The sequence below is a fragment of the Pseudomonas sp. C 49-2 genome (genome assembly GCF_003970195.1).
In the GTDB taxonomy this organism is placed as follows: Bacteria; Pseudomonadota; Gammaproteobacteria; order Pseudomonadales; family Pseudomonadaceae; genus Aquipseudomonas; species Aquipseudomonas canadensis.
The window spans coordinates 385574-403362 of sequence record NZ_RXYG01000005.1; the positions used below are offsets into that span (position 1 = coordinate 385574).

The 17789-nt window shown below is 61.5% G+C and carries 14 protein-coding genes and 1 pseudogene; 6 read left to right on the forward strand and 9 right to left on the reverse strand.

All coding sequences use genetic code 11. The annotated features are described in order from the left end of the window. Positions 1 to 83 precede the first annotated feature (83 nt). Positions 84 to 905, forward strand: a complete 822-nt coding sequence (locus tag EJ576_RS13015) for an AraC family transcriptional regulator (RefSeq protein ID WP_028618706.1) — start codon at positions 84 to 86, stop codon at positions 903 to 905. Here EJ576_RS13015 and EJ576_RS13020 read toward each other — a convergent pair. Beyond that, positions 882 to 2219 (reverse strand): MFS transporter, encoded by a 1338-nt coding sequence (locus EJ576_RS13020; RefSeq protein ID WP_122723651.1) that lies wholly within the window; start codon positions 2217 to 2219, stop codon positions 882 to 884. The two genes, EJ576_RS13015 and EJ576_RS13020, sit on opposite strands and share 24 nt — an antisense overlap. A 122-nt stretch (positions 2220 to 2341) precedes the next feature. On the opposite strand from EJ576_RS13020, the gene EJ576_RS13025 reads away from it, so the two are divergent. Then, positions 2342 to 3226: a LysR family transcriptional regulator gene (locus tag EJ576_RS13025; protein WP_126570479.1), complete on the forward strand. Its 885-nt coding sequence runs from the start codon at positions 2342 to 2344 to the stop codon at positions 3224 to 3226. Positions 3227 to 3302: 76 nt separating this feature from the next. On the opposite strand, the gene EJ576_RS13030 is transcribed toward EJ576_RS13025, so the two are convergent. From EJ576_RS13030 to EJ576_RS13040, 4 genes and pseudogenes are all read right to left on the reverse strand, one after another. Then, the gene (locus tag EJ576_RS13030) at positions 3303 to 3881 is read right to left on the reverse strand and encodes a flavin reductase family protein (protein WP_126570480.1); all 579 of its coding nucleotides are present in this window, start codon (positions 3879 to 3881) and stop codon (positions 3303 to 3305) included. A 53-nt stretch (positions 3882 to 3934) separates the two neighbouring features. Next, positions 3935 to 4366: a methyl-accepting chemotaxis protein gene (locus EJ576_RS30235; RefSeq protein WP_371923945.1), complete on the reverse strand. Its 432-nt coding sequence runs from the start codon at positions 4364 to 4366 to the stop codon at positions 3935 to 3937. A 108-nt stretch (positions 4367 to 4474) separates the two neighbouring features. Continuing rightward, positions 4475 to 5293, reverse strand: a pseudogene (locus EJ576_RS30240) (PAS domain-containing protein); the annotation flags it as partial. A 63-nt stretch (positions 5294 to 5356) separates the two neighbouring features. Then, a complete protein-coding gene (locus tag EJ576_RS13040) occupies positions 5357 to 5689 on the reverse strand; it encodes a DUF2790 domain-containing protein (protein WP_028618701.1) in 333 nt (110 codons plus the stop codon). A gap of 226 nt (positions 5690 to 5915) precedes the next feature. On the opposite strand from EJ576_RS13040, the gene EJ576_RS13045 reads away from it, so the two are divergent. The 3 genes from EJ576_RS13045 (at position 5916) to EJ576_RS13055 (ending at position 9688) form a co-directional block, all read left to right on the forward strand. Further along, the gene (locus EJ576_RS13045) at positions 5916 to 7235 is read left to right on the forward strand and encodes an OprD family porin (RefSeq protein ID WP_126570481.1); all 1320 of its coding nucleotides are present in this window, start codon (positions 5916 to 5918) and stop codon (positions 7233 to 7235) included. Positions 7236 to 7580: 345 nt separating this feature from the next. Continuing rightward, positions 7581 to 8255, forward strand: coding sequence for a heavy metal response regulator transcription factor (locus tag EJ576_RS13050; protein ID WP_126570482.1), 675 nt, complete (start codon positions 7581 to 7583; stop codon positions 8253 to 8255). Beyond that, complete coding sequence (locus tag EJ576_RS13055; RefSeq protein ID WP_126570483.1) at positions 8252 to 9688, forward strand: heavy metal sensor histidine kinase; 1437 nt, start codon at positions 8252 to 8254, stop codon at positions 9686 to 9688. The genes EJ576_RS13050 and EJ576_RS13055 overlap by 4 nt, the downstream gene beginning before the upstream one ends. On the opposite strand, the gene EJ576_RS13060 is transcribed toward EJ576_RS13055, so the two are convergent. The 4 genes from EJ576_RS13060 to EJ576_RS13075 all read right to left on the reverse strand — a co-directional run bounded on the left by EJ576_RS13060 (position 9612) and on the right by EJ576_RS13075 (position 16125). Continuing rightward, entirely contained in the window at positions 9612 to 12749 is a 3138-nt protein-coding gene (locus EJ576_RS13060) for a CusA/CzcA family heavy metal efflux RND transporter (RefSeq protein WP_123478003.1), read from the reverse strand. The genes EJ576_RS13055 and EJ576_RS13060 overlap by 77 nt on opposite strands. A gap of 18 nt (positions 12750 to 12767) precedes the next feature. After that, entirely contained in the window at positions 12768 to 13871 is a 1104-nt protein-coding gene (locus EJ576_RS13065) for an efflux RND transporter periplasmic adaptor subunit (RefSeq protein WP_126570484.1), read from the reverse strand. 18 nt (positions 13872 to 13889) lie between these two features. Then, positions 13890 to 15110 carry a TolC family protein gene (locus EJ576_RS13070; RefSeq protein WP_126570485.1) on the reverse strand — a complete coding sequence of 407 codons (1221 nt, stop codon included), beginning with the start codon at positions 15108 to 15110 and terminating at the stop codon, positions 13890 to 13892. A 109-nt stretch (positions 15111 to 15219) separates the two neighbouring features. After that, positions 15220 to 16125 carry a cation diffusion facilitator family transporter gene (locus EJ576_RS13075; protein ID WP_126570486.1) on the reverse strand — a complete coding sequence of 302 codons (906 nt, stop codon included), beginning with the start codon at positions 16123 to 16125 and terminating at the stop codon, positions 15220 to 15222. 292 nt (positions 16126 to 16417) lie between these two features. Here EJ576_RS13075 and EJ576_RS13080 point away from each other — a divergent pair, with 292 nt between their 5' ends. After that, complete coding sequence (locus EJ576_RS13080; RefSeq protein ID WP_028618693.1) at positions 16418 to 17788, forward strand: gluconate:H+ symporter; 1371 nt, start codon at positions 16418 to 16420, stop codon at positions 17786 to 17788. Position 17789 lies beyond the last annotated feature (1 nt).

Sequence of the window (17789 nt, forward strand, 5' to 3'; positions counted from 1 at the left end):
GCACAATCGTACAAGACCCCGGCAGACAACCCGAGCCAGACTGGGTTAACGTACTTATCTCTCCTTCTTTGTGACGCGCCACCATGGGCAAACCCACCGCCACCCTCGACTGGCTGCACCGCGCCCCGCATGCCAGTGGCCTGGACCGTATCGAGGCGTATTTTGCCGGCTTCGCCTTCGACCCTCATCGCCATGACACTTACGCCATCGGGCGGACGTTGACGGGCGTGCAGAGTTTTCACTATCGCGGCGACATGGTGCACAGCCTGCCCGGCACCACCATGGTGCTTCACCCCGACGAGACCCACGACGGTCACGCCGGCAGCGATGAAGGCTTCAAGTACCGGATGATTTACGTCGAACCATCGCTGATCCAGCAGATCCTCGGCGGCAAACCGTTGCCGTTTATCCCCAACGGTTTATCCACCGACCCACGGCTGTTTCGCGCCAGCGAAGTACTGCTGCAGAACCTGGATAACCCCATCGACCCGTTGCAGGAACAGGACGCCCTGTTTGACCTGGCCCACGCCTTGAGCAACGTCTCGGGCGGGATCGTCAGCCGCAAGACCTTCGACTATGTAGCCGCAGAGCGCGCGCGGGAATTTATCCACAGCGCCCTGGGCCGCAGCATCACCCTGGATGAAATGGCCGACCATGCCGGCCGTGACCGCTGGGCCTTGTCGCGGGATTTTCGCTTGCTGTTCGGCACCAGCCCCTACCGCTACCTGACCATGCGTCGGTTGGACCTGGTACGCAGCCTGTTGGCCCAGGGTCAATCGCTGGTCGACGCGGCAATGACCGCAGGGTTTACCGACCAGAGTCACATGACCCGGCAATTTCGCAGCACCTACGGCATGCCGCCGTCGCGCTGGGTAAAAATGTCAGACCGTTTCCAAGGCAGGTAACCCGGCCGGTTGCTTGAGACGCAGCGCCAATATCGCGCCTGCCAGGGCAATCGCTGCGCTCCACCACAACGCCCGTTCGATGCCCCCCGCGCTCGCCACCGACACCAGCACCGCCAGCCCCAGCGCCCCGCCGATCTGCTGGCTGGTGGAGGCCATCCCAGCCGCCACGCCCTGCTCGCCCGGACGAATGCCCAGGCCCGCTGCCACCCACATCGCGGTCCAGGTCATACCCTGGCCGATGCTCAAGATGAAAATACCCGGCAGCAGCGACCAGAACCCTACGCCGTTCGGCAACGCCCATACCACCAGCGCAATGCCCAGCGCGCCAGCCAGTTGCCCACTGACGAGGGTGTTGCGCAACCCCAGCCGCACCAGCGAGCGCTCCGCCAGCCAGATGCCGAACGTGCACACCAAGGTCGCCGGCAAGAACGCCAACCCCGCCTGCAATACGCTGTAGCCGTAAACTTGCTGGTAATACAGCGCGAGGAAGTAGTACTGCACGCCAAAGCTGCTCATGAACACCGCCGTCAGCACCATGGCCATGCGCAGCTCACGGTAGGCAAACAGGCGCAGCGGCATCAGCGGGTCGCGGCCTCGGTGCTCGATCCAGGCGAACAGCCCAAGCAGTACCAATGCCATGCCCAGGCAGCCGAGGGTGGACGGGGCCGTCCAGCCCCATTCCGGGCCTTGTACCAACGAGAACACCAGCAAGGTACCGCCGACGGTCACGGTCAGCGCGCCACTGATATCAAAGTTACGCCCGCGCGCGGGCGCAGCGTCAGCGGGGATCCAGTACCGCGCCGCCCACGCACAGCCGCCCGCCAGAGGCACGTTCACCAGAAATACCGCTTCCCAACCCCACACCTGGGTCAGCACGCCGCCAAGCAACGCGCCCAACGCCAACCCCGCCGCCGACGCCGCACTCCACACGGCAAACGCACGGTTGCGCGCCGGCCCTTCGGCATAGTGAGTGTTGATCAGCGCGAGCGTGGCCGGGAACAGCATCGCGCCACCCACGCCCTGCACCGCCCGCGCCAGTACCAGCAATATCGCGCTGCCACCCAGCACCGCCGCCAGGGAAGCCAGGGCGTAGAGCGACTGCCCCACCCGGTACAAACGCCGTTTGCCAAGCAAATCGGTGGCCCTGCCACCCAGCAGCAGGAACCCGCCAAATGCCACGCTGTAGGCGCTGACCACCCACTGCAGTTGTTGGTCGGAAAAGTCCAGGTGCATGCCGATCTGCGGCAAGGCAACAAACACAATGGTGGCGTCCAGCGCGATGATCAGTTGCGCGGTGGCCAGCAACGTCAACATCCAGCCTGAGGGTCGAGAAGGAGACATCACAGCGTCCTGTCCGAAAATGAGAGGGCATCAGTTTCTTTCATGCCTGATCGATGATAAATAGCGCTATCACTCTTTCAGTAATGACTTTAATCATGGATCTGAACGCTGTTCGCCTGCTGGTCCGCGTGGCTGAAACCCGCAGTTTCACCCGTGCCGCCGGTGACCTGGGGCTGACCCAGTCCGGTCTGTCCCGCGCCATTTCGCGCCTGGAAAGCGAGCTGGGGGTTCGCCTGCTGCAACGCAACACGCGCAGCGTCAGCCTCACCCCCGATGGGCAGATGTTGTACGAGCGCAGTGCACCGCTGCTGGCGGAATTGGCCGAAGCCGAAAAACTGCTGCTCGACCGGCGCAGCAACCCGTCCGGTCTGTTGAAGATCAGCACGCCGTCACTGTTCGGGCGCAAAGTGGTGATGCCAGTGATCGGCGAATTGACCTTGCGTTACCCCGAGTTGCGCATCGAGGCGGTGATGACCGACCGCCTGGTGGACATCGTCGATGAAGGCTTCGATGCGTTGCTGCGTACCGGCGAGATCCAGGACCAACGCCTGATCGCCCGCGCCCTGCCGCCACTGCGTTGGGTCACGGTCGCCGCACCCGGTTATCTCGCACGTTTCGGCACACCGCACTGCGTCGATGACCTCAAGCACCACAACTGCCTCACCGTACGTAACCTGCGCAGCGGCCGCCTGGTGGACTGGCAGTTCATGATCGACGGCAAGGTGCAGGATGTAAGCGTCGAAGGGCGGCTGATCTTTGACATCGGCGATGCCCTGGTTGACGGCGCCGTGGGCGGTTTTGGCATCGCCCAGGTGATGGATTTTGCCGTGCGCGACGACCTCGCGGCCGGGCGCCTGGTTCCGGTACTGGAACACGTCGCCGGGCGCAGTCGGGCGATCTCGCTGGTCTACCCGCCGTCCCGGCAGTACTCACCGAAGCTGATGGCGTTTGCCGAAGCCCTCAGCCAGGCAAAATGGTAACCCTGCAGGAGCCGGCTTGCCGGCGATGCGGCCTGTGGAATAGACGTACTCCTCAAGCCGGCTCCTGCAGGGGGCGTCAGGCAAGGGTCTTGCCGGTGATCGGCTGGCCGATGGTCAAGAAATGCCCGCCCGCCACATGGTGCAAGGTGCGCAGTTCATCATGGCCTTCGAAGTGCCAACGACCGTCGCTGAATACGCGCTCATCGGCATAAGCCGCCACCACTTCGCCGAGGAACAGATCATAGGTCTGCTGGTTATGGGGCTCGGGCAACAGACGGCACTCCAGCCAGGCAACGCAACCTTCCAGCAACGGCACTTCGGTGTGTTCACCCTTGAACGTCTGCAAGCCGTAGGCGGCAAATTTGTCAGTGTCGGCGCCGGTGATGTTACCCACGGTTTGCACAAGGTCGGCCTGGGCCGCGCAAGGCACCTGGAGCACAAAGGTGCCGGCGCCCTCGAGCAGTTGGCGGGTCCATGTTGCCTTGTCCAGCACCACGGCGACTTTCGGCGGTTCGAAATCCAGCGGCATGGCCCAGGCAGCGGCCATGATATTGCGCTGGCCATTGTGCGCGGCACTCACCAGTACGGTCGGGCCGTGGTTGAGCAAACGGTAGGCCTTGGACAGCGGAACGGGGCGACGGTGGGTAGGGCTCATGGACGGTCGGCTCTTCATGCAAGAAAGCGCCTACGATACCTGAAGCCCCAGGCTCAACTCGACAGTTGGTTGGCGAACTGTCCCACCGCGCTGACGACCTTCTGCGCGCCGTCCTGGATCTCCACGATCACCGTGCCCGCTTCGGCCGCCAGGGCCAGGCCTTGCTCGGCTTGCAGGCGACCTTCAGTCATCAGGCTCACAGCATCGCGCGCCATGTCCTGGTTCTGACGCACCACGCCGACAATTTCCTCGGTCGCCTTACTGGTCCGTGAGGCCAACTGCCGTACTTCATCGGCAACCACCGCAAAACCACGCCCCTGCTCGCCTGCACGCGCCGCCTCAATCGCCGCATTGAGCGCCAGCAGGTTGGTCTGCTCGGCAATACCGCTGATGGTCTTGACGATGGTGCCGATGACCTGGGACTGAGCGTTCAGCGCCTCGATGCCGTCGCCGGCCTGCTGCATGTGCTTGGCCAGGTCGCGCATCACATCCACGGCCTGGGTCACCACGGTGGTACCGCGCTGGGCGCTGTTGTCGGTTTGCAGCGAGGTGCTGTAGGCAATGTTCGCTGCTTCGGCGACCGCCTGCTCCTGGTTGACCTGGTCGGTGATCACCGTGGCGAACTTGACCACTTTGTACAGCCGGTCATTGGCGTCCAACACCGGGTTGTAGGTCGCTTCCAGCCACACCACACGGCCATGGCTGTCGACCCGCTTGAAGCGCGCCGCGACAAACTCACCGGCGTTCAAACGTTTCCAGAAGTCCTGGTATTCGGTGCTGTTGTATTCCTGCGGCTCGCAGAACATCCGGTGATGCTTGCCCTGGATCTGCGCCAGACTGTAACCCATGCCGCCGAGGAACCGATCATTGGCGGTGAGCACGTGGCCACCGAGATCGAACTCGATCACGGCCGTCGAGCGCACCAGGGCGTTCATGAGGTTTTCATGCTCGCGGGAGGCCTCGATCGTGCGGGTTAGATCGCTGGAATAAATCGAAAAATGCTTGATGCGCCCATCGGAACTGCGCACCGGCTGCACAATCGAGCGCAGCCAGGCTTCCTGGCCATTGCCACGCATCAGGCGCACGGTGCCGGCGAAGTGTTCACCGCGCACCAACGCGTTCTTGAAGCGCTGCTGGAACTCATCCCGACGCACATGGACGGGCTCCAGGTCTTCGATCTTCCGTCCCAGCAGTTGGCCGCTCTGATAGGCCAACTCCTGCAGGAAGTTGGCGTTGGCCCATTCCACCCGGCCTTCGGCGTCCAGCGTCAGGCACAGCATTTCGCTTTCCAGGCTCTCCTTGACCTGATTCAAGCTGGACAATTCTTCGCGAAGAGCCGACAGCTCCTGCTTCAAACGGGTGTTGAACATGGGGCACCGATGGTCAAGTGGGGAGAGTGATCTGACCTGCATCGGCGCTGCCGGCGTTTTCTGAAGAGGGCTTTAGCCTCAGGTCCAACAATATTTCTGGATCCATTAGCTGCCATTGTTTCGGCACACGCCCATCACTTTATATTCAAGGGTATTGAGCTTGCCGCTGGAGTCTTCATAGGTCATGCGCGACGGCACCGCGTTGCACGAACGGATCGGCGGCGTGACGTTGACCACCTTGGCAATATCCAGCTCCAGGCCATAGCGATACACCTGGACCTCGGGCGCCGGCTTACCCTTTTTGGCGGCATAGTCGGCCATGGCTTTCTCATTGCGCTCCATCATCAGCGCGAACGTACGATCGCCCCCGCCCTCGGCCAATACACCGAAAGACAAAACTGCAGTTAACACGCCCAGCGCGACGGTATAAAAATTCATGGTTAGTTCCTCGGTTGAAATATTCAGTGCCGAGACTAACCAACTGACCCTGACGCAATCTTCACCAGAACATTACTTATTTGTTAGATAACGGTGAGCTTCCAGAATTGTAATGTTCACGCCACTTCTTCGTTATCCACAGTTTGTAACTATCAGCCCGGGCCAGATCAATAAGAACGCCCACTCCCATAAGAAGCTGAACACTGCCAGTACCCAGGAGCGAACCATGCGTATCCGTCACTACAGCCTTCCCCTTTCACTGTGCGCCGCCTTGCCCTTGGCCGCCGTGGCTGCGCAAGAAAAACCCGAGGGGTTTATCGAAGGCAGCAGCCTTAACGTGCTGGCACGTAATTTTTACTTCAACCGCGATGATCGCAAGGGCCAGTCCAGCCCCACCGGCAACGGCTACTCAGAAGCCTGGGCGCAGGGATTGATTGGGCGCTTCGAATCCGGTTTTACCCAGGGCACCGTGGGGTTTGGCCTGGACGCATTCGCCATGGTCGGCGTGAAGCTGGATTCGGGCACCGGCCGCAGCGGTGGCAAAGGCTCGTTCGGCGTGTTACCGGTGGACAGTAACAACCATCCGGAAGACAACTACAGCAAAGTCGGTGGCGCCGCGAAATTGCGTGTGCTGGACACCGTTATTAAAGCCGGCGATGTATTCCCGCTGACCCCGGTCGTGGCATACGGTGACTCACGCGTTTTGCCGGAAAGCTTTCGCGGCGTCACCGCACAAAACACCAGTCTTGAGGGCCTGAGCTTGCAGGGCGGACACTTGAGCGGCATGAGCCAGCCGACGCAAAGCGGCATGGACAAGGGTTTTGCCACCTTCTACGCGGGCCCGGTCGACTCGCCCTGGATCGGCTATTTCGGCGGCGACTACACCGTCAACAAAAACCTTGGTTTCAGCCTTTACAGCAGCCGCCTGAAAGACGCCTGGAACCAGTACTACGTCGGCAGCGCCGCCAGTTATCCACTCAATGATGACGTCTCGCTGTTCGGTGACTTCAACTACTACAAGGCAGTGGACGAAGGTAAGAAGCTACTGGGTGAGTTCGACAACAACATCTGGAGCGCCAGGCTCGGGGTGAAGGTCGGCGCCCACAGCCTGGCCGTCTCGCACCAACGCAACAATGGCGATGACGACTTCGACTACCTGCGCCAGTCGGACTCGATCTTCCTCAACAACTCGATCCAGTACAGCGACTTCAACTCGCCCAAGGAGCGTTCGTGGATGGTGCGCTACGACCTGGACATGCAGGCGTTCGGCATTCCCGGCCTGTCGTTCATGACCCGCTACGGCAAAGGCACCGGCGCTGACTACAGCAACGCCAACGCGGTGTACATGCGCCGCGATGCGGCTGGCAATCCGCTCACCGACCAACGCCGCTGGGAGCGGGACATCGAAGCCAAATACGTGGTGCAGGAAGGCAGCTTGAAGGACTTATCGCTGCGACTGCGCCAGGCGACAGTGCGCTCTAGTGCATTTGAGTCGGACCTGGAAGAAGTTCGGTTGATTGTCGAGTATCCAATTGCAGTGCTTTAAGGGATACCCATTACATTCACTTGCCGATGGCCTACATCTGTTTACAAGTTGAAGTCTGTCAGAACTGTAATATTGGCCTCACCTTCTCGTTAGTTTGCACTTTTTACACTGCACATCGAACACAACTCATCTCTGCGGCTTTTGTGTAGCTCCTTTGGAACAGAGATGAACTTTTTGCGCCCCGCTTGGGGCGTTTTTTTTGTGTGCAGGGTCAGTGACGAATCGTCGCACTCGTCTGTCGCGGCTTGACCCTAAAGCTACTTCACGCTTCAGAGTTTTCCTACATATTACTCAGCCTCGCCATGAGGCCATGCCCCTTTTCGTTTTCTTTGAAGGTAACCCCCCATGCGTATCCTTGTGGTTGAGGACGAACAAAAAACCGCCGACTACCTGCAGCAAGGCTTGACCGAAAGTGGTTATGTCGTCGATTGCGCCGCCAGCGGCATTGATGGCCTGCACCTGGCCAGGCAACACAGTTATGAATTGGTGATTCTCGATGTCAACTTGCCCAACACCGACGGTTGGGAAGTGCTGGAGCAACTGCGCCGCGACGGCAACCAGCGCGTGATGATGCTCACCGCGCGCGGCCGGCTGGCCGACAAGATCAAGGGCCTGGACATGGGCGCCGATGATTACCTGGTCAAGCCCTTCGAATTTCCCGAGTTGCTGGCCCGCGTGCGCACTTTGTTGCGGCGCAGCGAGCACATCCCGCTGCCAGACGTGCTGCGCGTCTCGGACCTGGAACTGGACCCCCGCCGACACCGCGCCTATCGCGGCAATCGTCGGATTGACCTGACCACCAAGGAATTCGCCCTGCTGCACGTACTGATGCGCCAGGCCGGTGAGGTGATGACCCGCACGCAGATCATCTCGCTGGTCTGGGACATGAACTTCGACTGCGACACCAATGTGGTGGAAGTCTCCATCAGCCGCCTGCGCGGCAAGGTCGATGACCAGAGCGAGGTGAAGTTAATCCATACCATTCGCGGCGTGGGCTATGTGCTGGAGTCTCGCCCATGAAGACCAGCAGCCTGTCGATGCGCCTGGGGCTGACGGTGAGCCTGATGGGCGCGGGGTTGGTGGTGCTGCTGGCGAGCCTGGCGTACCTGGCCCTGACCCATGAACTGGACAAGCTGGCACGCAAGGGCCTGGAAAACAAAATGGAGCAACTGGCCCATACCCTCAACCAGGGCCTCGATGAACACCGCATCACTAACCGTCCTCATTCACTGCTGGACCTGGTGATGGGCCACGACAACATCTACCTGACCATCCTCGGCGTACGGCCCGATGCACCAGTACTGCTCAGCGTCGGCGCCAAGCCCCAGCAACCGCTGCTGCTCGATGTGCCCACCGGCAAAAACCTGGCCTATTTGAACTGGGTCGACGGCCAGGGCAATCGCATCCTCAGTGCGACGCGCCTGATGCCCTTGCAAGGCGGCGAATATGTACGCGTGCTGCTGTCGCTGGACCGTTCCGATGATGAGGCGTTGCTCAGTGCCTACCTGCGCTCCACGGTGATCGCCCTGCCGATGTTGCTGATCCTGATCGGCATGGGCGCCTGGTGGCTGGTGCAGCGCGGGCTCGCGCCGTTGCAACAGTTCAGCCGCGTGGCGGCCAAGGTCACGACCCAGGACCTGACCCATCGCCTGTCCCTGGACAATCTGCCCAAGGAGCTGGGCGAGTTGGCCGAGGGCATCAACGTTATGCTGCATCGCCTCGACGCTGGGGTGCAGCAACTGTCGCAGTTCTCCGACGACCTGGCCCACGAACTGCGCGCGCCCTTGACCAACCTGATGGGCAAGGCCCAGGTGACCTTGTCCCGCGAACGGCCTTCGGAGGAATACAAAGCCGGCCTGGAATCCTGCACCGAGGAAATGGAGCGCCTGTCGCGGATTGTCTCGGACATGCTGTTCCTCGCCCAGGTCAGCCACCCCGCCGCGCGCGCCGGGTTTGCCCCGGTGTCACTGGCACAGGAAGCACAGCGGGTGATGGAGCTGTTCGCCCTCAGCGCCGAGGACAAACACATTACCCTGAGCCTGCGCGGCGACGCCTGGGTGATGGGGGATCGCCTTATGATCCAGCGCGCCATTTCCAACCTGCTGTCCAATGCCATTCGCCATACCCCCGATGCTTCCAGTGTTTTGCTGCTGGTGGAAAGCTACGACCAGAGCGTGTCGCTGTCGGTGGGCAACCCGGGGCGTGGTATCGAAGCTCATCACCTGCCGCACCTGTTCGAACGCTTCTACCGCGCCGACAACAGCCGCGCCCGTGCTGAAGGCGGCACCGGCCTTGGGCTGGCAATTGTGCAGTCGATCATGCGCCTGCATCAGGGGCACGCCGACGTCAGCAGCCAGCCGGGCCGGTTTACACGGTTCAGCCTGGTGTTTCCTCTTCCTTGCGATGCGCCCACTGATACAACGCCGGCAGCACCAGCAAGGTCAGCAGCGTAGAGGAAATAATCCCGCCGATCACCACCGTCGCCAGAGGCCGCTGCACTTCGGCGCCGGTGCCGGTGGCGAGCGCCATGGGGATAAACCCGAGGGACGCCACCAACGCCGTCATCAACACCGGGCGCAGCCGGGTCAGCGCGCCCTCATTGATCGCCATTGACAGCGAGCGCCCTTCCTCGCGCAGGTTGCGGATGAACGCGATCATCACCAGGCCGTTCAACACCGCCACGCCGGACAAGGCAATAAAGCCCACACCCGCCGAGATCGATAGCGGAATATCCCGCAGCCATAACGCCATGATCCCACCGGTCAAGGCGAACGGAATGCCGGTGAACACCAGCAGGCCGTCCTTGAGGTTGTTGAACATCATGAACAACAGCCCGAACACCAGCAGCAGTGCCACCGGCACCACGATGCGCAAGCGCTCGGACGCTTCCTTCAACTGTTCGAACTGGCCGCCCCATGTCGTCCAGTACCCCGCCGGCACCTTCACTTGGGCGAGAATCGCCGCCTCAGCCTCTTCCACGAACGAGCCGATATCCCGCCCACGCACGTTGGCGCTGACGATCACCAGACGCTTACCGTTCTCTCGGCTGATCTGGTTCGGGCCGAGGACCAGGTCCAGGCTCGCCACCTGAGATAACGCAATGAAACCCAACTGGCCAGACGCATTACCCGGCACCGGAATCAACAGCCGCGACAGCCCATCGATATCAGTACGCAGCGCGTCGGACAAACGCACGACCATGTCGAAACGTCGGTCGCCTTCGTACAACGTACCGGCCTGACGCCCTCCGACGGCGACGGCGATGGTGTCCTGCACATCGCCCACATTCAGGCCAAATCGCGCGGCCTTGTCACGGTCGATATTGATGGTTAGCACCGGCAGCCCGGAGGTTTGTTCTACCTTGACTTCCGAGGCACCATCGAGCTTTTTCAGCGTCTCGGCAATTTCCCCGGCGGTCTTGTTGAGCACGTCCATGTCATCGCCAAACACCTTCACCGCCACATCGCTGCGCACGCCGGAAATCAGCTCGTTGAAACGCAGTTGGATCGGCTGCGACAACTCGTACGCACTGCCCGGCACAATCGCACTGGCACGCTGGATATCAGCGATCAGGGTTTCGCGGGACTTCTTGGGATCCGGCCATTGGTCCTTGGGTTTAAGCATCACATAGCTGTCGGAAATGTTCGGTGGCATCGGATCCGAAGCAATTTCCGCAGTGCCGGTGCGCGCGAATACCCGCTCGATTTCCGGCACCTGGGCCATCAAGGTTTTTTCCAACTGCTGCTGCATCTGCACCGATTGCGTCAGGCTGGTGCCGGGCACGCGCAGGGCCTGCTGGGCAAAGTCGCCTTCGCTGAGGCTGGGGATAAATTCGCTGCCCATGCGGCTAGCGACTACACCCGAAGCGACGATGGTCAGCACGGCCAAGCCGAACACCAGCGGCCGACGCGCCATCACCCAATCCAGCACTGGCGCATAGATCCGACGCGCGCTGCGCATGACGATATTTTCTTCTTCCTTGACCTTGCCGGTGACGAACAGCGCAATCGCCGCCGGTACAAAGGTTACCGACAGAATCATCGCACCCAACAAGGCAATCACCACGGTAAACGCCATGGGGTGGAACATCTTCCCGGCCACGCCGGTGAGGGCGAAGATCGGCAGGTACACCACCATAATGATCAGTTGCCCGAAGATCAGCGCTCGCCTTGCTTCCTTGGCGGCGGCGAACACTTCGTGCAGGCGCTCGCTGCGCGTCAACAGTCGCCCATGACGCTGCTGTGCGTGAGCCAAGCGGCGAATGGCGTTCTCGACGATCACCACCGCGCCGTCGACGATGATGCCGAAGTCCAGCGCGCCGAGACTCATCAAGTTGGCGCTGACTTTGTTGGTGAACATGCCGGTGAAGGTGAACAGCATCGCGAGCGGTATCACCATCGCGGTGATCAGCGCGGCACGGATATTACCGAGGAACAGGAACAGCACTGCGACCACCAGCAGCGCACCTTCAAAAAGGTTTTTCTTTACGGTGGCGATGGCCTTTTCGACGAGGTTGGTGCGGTCGTAGACGGTGACGGCGACCACGCCTTCGGGCAGCGACCGGTTGATCTCTTCGAGTTTTTTCGCCACCGCCTGGGACACGCTGCGACTGTTTTCGCCGATCAACATAAACACCGTGCCCAGCACCACTTCGCGGCCATTTTCGGTGGCGGCGCCGGTACGCAGCTCACGGCCGATCTCGACCTGGGCCACGTTGCGCACGCGAATCGGCGTGCCGTCCGAACTGGTGATGACGATATTGGCGATGTCGTCGATGGACGCCAATTGCCCCGGCGCACGGATCAGCAGTTGCTCGCCGCTGCGCTCGATATAGCCGGCGCCGACGTTGGCGTTATTGCGTTCCAGCGCCGTGACCAGGTCATTCAAGGTCAGGTTGTAGGCGGCCAGTCGCTTGGGATCGGGCGCAATCTGGTATTCCTTGGCGAAGCCGCCGATGGTGTTGATCTCGGCCACGCCCGGCACGTTGCGCAGTTGCGGTTTGATGATCCAGTCCTGGATAACCCGCAAATCCGTTGGGGTGTAAGGCGTGCCGTCGTCCTTGAGCGCGCCGTCCTTGGACTCGACGGTCCATAGGAATATTTCCCCCAACCCGGTGGAAATCGGCCCCATCGCCGTCTCGATGCCTAGGGGCAATTGCTCACGGGCGACTTGCAGGCGCTCATTGACCAATTGACGGGCGAAGAACAGGTCCGTGCCATCCTTGAAGATCACCGTGACCTGGGACAAACCGGAACGCGACAGCGATCGTGTCTGCTGCAAACCGGGCAAGCCGGCCATGGCGGTTTCGATGGGAAAGGTGATGCGCTGCTCGGTCTCCAACGGTGAATACCCGGCCGCCGCCGAGTTGATCTGCACCTGCACGTTGGTGATGTCGGGCACCGCGTCGATGGGCAGTTTCTGATAGCTGGCGATGCCGACACCGGCCATCAACAGCACCGCCAACAGCACGATGATGCGCTGCTCGATGGCAAATTGGATAAGGCGCTCAAACATGGGAAATCACTCGCGGGATCAATGGGCGTGTTCGGCCGAGCCTTTGCCCAGTTCGGACTTGAGAATGAAGCTGCCAACGGTGGCCACCTGTGCGCCGGCGTCGAGGCCCTGGCGTACTTCGACGTAGCCGTTTTCACTCGCGCCCAGCTCCAGGTGACGGGTGATAAAACCGTGCTCGGTGCGCACGAACACCGAGGGCTTGTCCTCGACGGTCTGGATCGCCTCCTGAGGGACGGTGACCTTGGCCTGGAACGTGTCGGCGGCCAGTTGCACGCTGACAAACAGACCAGGACGCCAGGCGTCGTCAGGGTTGGGCACACTGATGCGCACCGTCGCGGTGCGGGTTTGCTCACCGAGCAAATTGCCGACATACGCCACCGTACCCTGGACTTCAGTGCCCATTTCGGTGGAGCTGACCTTGACCGGTTTGCCGACCCGGACCTTGTTCAAGTCCTTGGGAAACACACCGAACGTGACCCACACCTGGGACAGATCCGAGAGGATGAAGGCGTTAGTCGTCTCACTCACGACTTCACCGACACCCAGGTGTTTTTCCACCACCACGCCGGCGAACGGCGCACGCAATTCATAACGATTGCCACCGACCAGCACAGCACTGCCACTGAGGGCGGTCATCTTTTGTCGCGCATTGTTCAGGGCGATTTCGGCTTCTTGCAGGGTTTGGCGCGCCAGCAGGTAATCCTGCTCGGCGGAGATTTTGTCCTGCCACAATTGGCGTTCGCGCTGGAAGGTGGTGCGCGCCAGCTCGACCCGCCGCTCGCTGGCCGCCAACTCGCTGCGCTGATCGGAAATCTGCTGGCTGGCGATCACCGCCAACAGCTCGCCCTTCTTCACCGACTGACCGAGGTTGACCTTCACCGACTCCACCACACCCGCCGTGCGCGGGACGATGTGAGAGGTACGGTCCTCGTCGAAACGTACCTCGCCCGGCAGCACCAGCAAGGTGCTGACCGAACGCGGTTGAGCCTCAGCGATTTGAATGCCGGCGGCCTGGATCTGCTGTTCGGTGAGTTCGAGTTCGCCTTCTTCATCGGCCTTCGCAAAACCGGACAGCATCAGGCTCAAGGCGACGGCGAGTGCCGCGCCGTGTCTGTTGTTCATAGAGGACTCCAAAGGAAATCAAAAGCGGGCGAGGTCGCCGTAAATCCGTTCGATACGCACCCAGGCGTCAGTGGCCTGGGCGGTGGCGGTGAGGTATTGGGTGCGCGCCGCGATCAGGGTGCGCTGGGCGTCCAGCACGTCGAGAAAGCCGAACTTACCCATTTCGAAACCCCGGGTGGCGCTGTCCACCGCGCTTTGGGCGGCGGGCAGGATCTGCTGATTGAACGCGCGCACTTCGATATTCGCGGACTGCCACAGGTCGAGGGCCTGGCGGGTTTCGGTACGCAGGCGCAGCTCGGTGGCGTTACGCAGATCGCGGGCCTGGTCGGCACGACGAGTGGCGGCGAGCACGTTGCCCTGGTTGCGGTTGAACAACGGGATCGGCATCGACACGCCCACCAGGTTCACCCGCTCACGCACGCTGGCGTCGTACTGGCTGCCGATGGACACGTCGAGATCGGGAATGCGCTGGGCTTTTTCCAGGCCAACGCTGGCTTCGTTTTGCAGGATGCTCAGTTCGGCCAGGCGCAACTCGGCGGTCTGCTCAAGGCGCGCCAGCAGCTGAGTGGCAGACGGCACGGTCGGTGCGGACAGGTTTTGTGTGGCGACAGCCTGGAAGTTCGGCGCGGCGCTGCCCGTGCTGGCGGCCAGGCGACGGTAGGCATCGGTAAGGCCAATTTGCGCGCGGTCAAGTTCCAGGCGAATCTCCGATACTTGCACTTGGGCTCTTGTGGCTTCCACCGGCGAGGCTTTGCCTGCTGTCACCCGACCGTTGGCGACGACCAAGCCACGTTCGGCCACGGCCATGGAACGCTGCGCCAGGTCGAGGCGTTCCTGGGCGCGCAGGGCGCCGTAGTAGTTGTCGATGACTTCGGCGCGCAGGGTGTTGCGACGCTGTTCCAAGGTCAACGCGGCGGCGTCTTGGGCGCGGGACGCCACATCGATGCGCGCCCCCCGTTTGCCGCCCAGTTCCAGGGCCTGGCTGATCTTGATGCTGGTGGTGCGGGAGTCACGGCGAGTGTCCTCCACATCCCAGGAGGCCACCGGATTGGGGATCAGCCCCGCTTGCTGACGACCACCCTGGGCAATGTCGATTTCCCATTGCGCGGCCGCCAGGTCCGGGTTGTTGGCGAAGGCAGTTTGCAGGGCCGAGTCGAGGGTGAGGGTTTGTGCCTGGGCGGCGCATGCGGCTGCCCACAATGCCGCCGCCCCCAACAGTGTTCTAACCGAAAGTGCCATAACGAAAGTTCCACGCCCATGAAGTCGCTGAGGTTTCCCAGCGGGGGCAATGTAGCGTTCGGTACTTATCAGGGCGGTGGGCAGAACATTACAAATCCGTTAGCCAGGATCAGGCATGCACTTCGTCATGCTCGTCATGCTGGAAGCCCTCCCCTTCGACCTGAATAGTGGCGTGGGAAATATCGAATTGTTCATGCAGTAATGCCGTCACTCGTCGGAGGATCTGTTGCTCGGAGCCCTGGGCCGCATCGGCGACCAAGTGAGTACTCAACACATTTTTGCCGCTGGTCAGGGCCCAGATGTGCAGGTCATGCACGTCCTTGACCCCCGGCACGCTGCGAATGCTCTGTTCGATCTGGTCGATATCCACGCCGTCCGGCACGCCTTGCAGCAGCACGTTCATGCTCTCCTTGAGCAACGTCCAGGTGCGTGGCAACACCCAGAAACCGATGGCCGCCGCGACCAACGAGTCGACCCAGCCCCAGCCGGTGAACATGATCAACACCGCCGCAATTATCACGCCGATGGAACCGAGCATGTCACTCCACACTTCCAGGTAAGCGCCCTTGACGTTGAGGCTCTCGCCGCTGGCCGCGCTGAGCAGGCGCATGGAGATCAGGTTGACGATCAGCCCCAGCACCGCAATCACCAGCATGCCGGTGGACTGGATTTCAGCGGGCGCCTGTAACCGTTGGTACGCCTCATACAGGATGTAGAACGCCACGGCGAACAACAGCAACGCATTGAACGCCGCGGCCAGGATCTCGAACCGCGCATAGCCGAAGGTGCGTTTGCGGTCGGCCGGGCGCTTGGCAATCTGGATGGCCACCAGGGAAATCGCCAGGGCCAGGGCGTCGGTCATCATGTGCGCGGCATCGGATAACAGCGCCAGGCTGCCGGTGACGAAGGCCCCGATCACTTCGGCAATCATGAAGCTGCCGGTCAGGCCCAAGGCGATCCATAGCTTGCGTTCGTGGCCGGCGCGTACTTGGGCGTGGTTGTGTCCTGCGCTCATGGGGAGTGCTCCTGATCTGTTGTAGGAGCCGGCTTGCCGGCGATAGCGATGTTAACCGTAGGCGTCGATCTTACGTACGCCATCGCCGGCAAGCCGGCTCCTACAAAGATAGAGCCCTGGCGCAAAAACATTGGCATGCCTTGCAAAGTTGTCATCTGCACGCCAGCCCACCGTTATCTTTGGCGCACCAAAATCGTACACGAGCGCTCTGCAGCGGTTCTATCAGGTATGCTTTTCGAACAGGAAACAAAAAGAAACAATTTTTCCAACCTGTTCGATAAGGAGTCCTGTTTTGGAGTTATCGACTGCCGCGTGGATGGTCCACGACACCCGCCTTATGCTCTGTGTACTGCTGGCCATCGCCAGCATCATCGTGCTGATCAGTGCGACCAAATTACCGCCGTTCCTGTCGATCCTGATCGGCACGTTTATCGCCGGTGTCGGCGCCGGCCTGCCGCCGGAAGAAGTGGCCAAGGCATTCAGTAAAGGCGCCGGAGCCATCCTCGGTGAAGCCGGGATCATCATCGCCCTGGGCTCGATGCTCGGCGCGCTGATGGCGGAATCCGGTGCAGCCGACCGCATCGCCACTACCTTGCTCGGGTTGGGCAAAGGCAAGTCATTGCCCTGGGTGATGGCGCTGGTCGCCATGGTGATCGGCCTGCCGCTGTTTTTCGAAGTGGGCCTGGTGATGATGGTGCCGATCATCTTTGTGATGGCTAAACGTTCGAACCAGCCGCTGCTGAAAATCGCCATTCCGGCACTGGCGGGCATGACCACCCTGCACGCCCTGATGCCACCGCATCCGGGGCCACTGATTGCGGTGGGCGCGTTGCACGCCGACCTGGGCCTGACCATGTTGCTGGGCTTCTGCCTGGCGGTGCCGGCAGTGATCCTGGCGGGCCCGATCTACGGCAACTGGCTATCCAAGCGCCTGCATGTAGATGAACCTGCCGACATCGGCGCGCTGTTCAGCGCACCGCCCAAGGCCCCGCGCCAGCCGAGCTTTGGTGTGTCGTTGTTGATCATTCTGCTGCCGGTGATTCTGATGCTGGGCAGCACCTTGGCCAAGGTCGCGCTGCCGGCTGAAAGCACCGTCGGCCTGACCTTGAAATTCCTTGGCGAACCGCTGATCGCCCTCGGCCTGGCCGTGATCGCCGCCGTGATCTGCCTGGGCTGGGCCGCCGGCATGCCGCGCGCGGAAGTGGGTAACACTCTGCGCAAAGCGCTCGCGCCCATCGCCGTATTGTTGCTGACCATTGGCGCGGGGGGTGGCCTCAAGCAAACGCTGTTGGACGCAGGCGTGAGCCAGACCATCAGCAAGGTCGCCGAAGGTGCGCACATGCCGTATCTGTTGCTCGCGTGGTTGATTGCGGTTGCGCTGCGCCAAGCCACCGGCTCGGCCACGGTCGCTACCACGACGACCGCCGGCATCCTCGCACCGATGATGGCGGGGCTGGCGGCGACACAGAGTTCGCTGGTAGCACTGGCAATCGGCGCCGGTTCGGTGTTCTTCTGCCACGTCAACGACGCCGGGTTCTGGATGGTGCGTGAATACTTTGGCTTGCAGTTGAAACAGACGATCTGGGTGTGGTCGGTGTTGCAGACCATTGTTTCAGTCGTTGGTCTAGTCGGAACGCTGCTGCTCTGGCACTTCTTGACTTAAA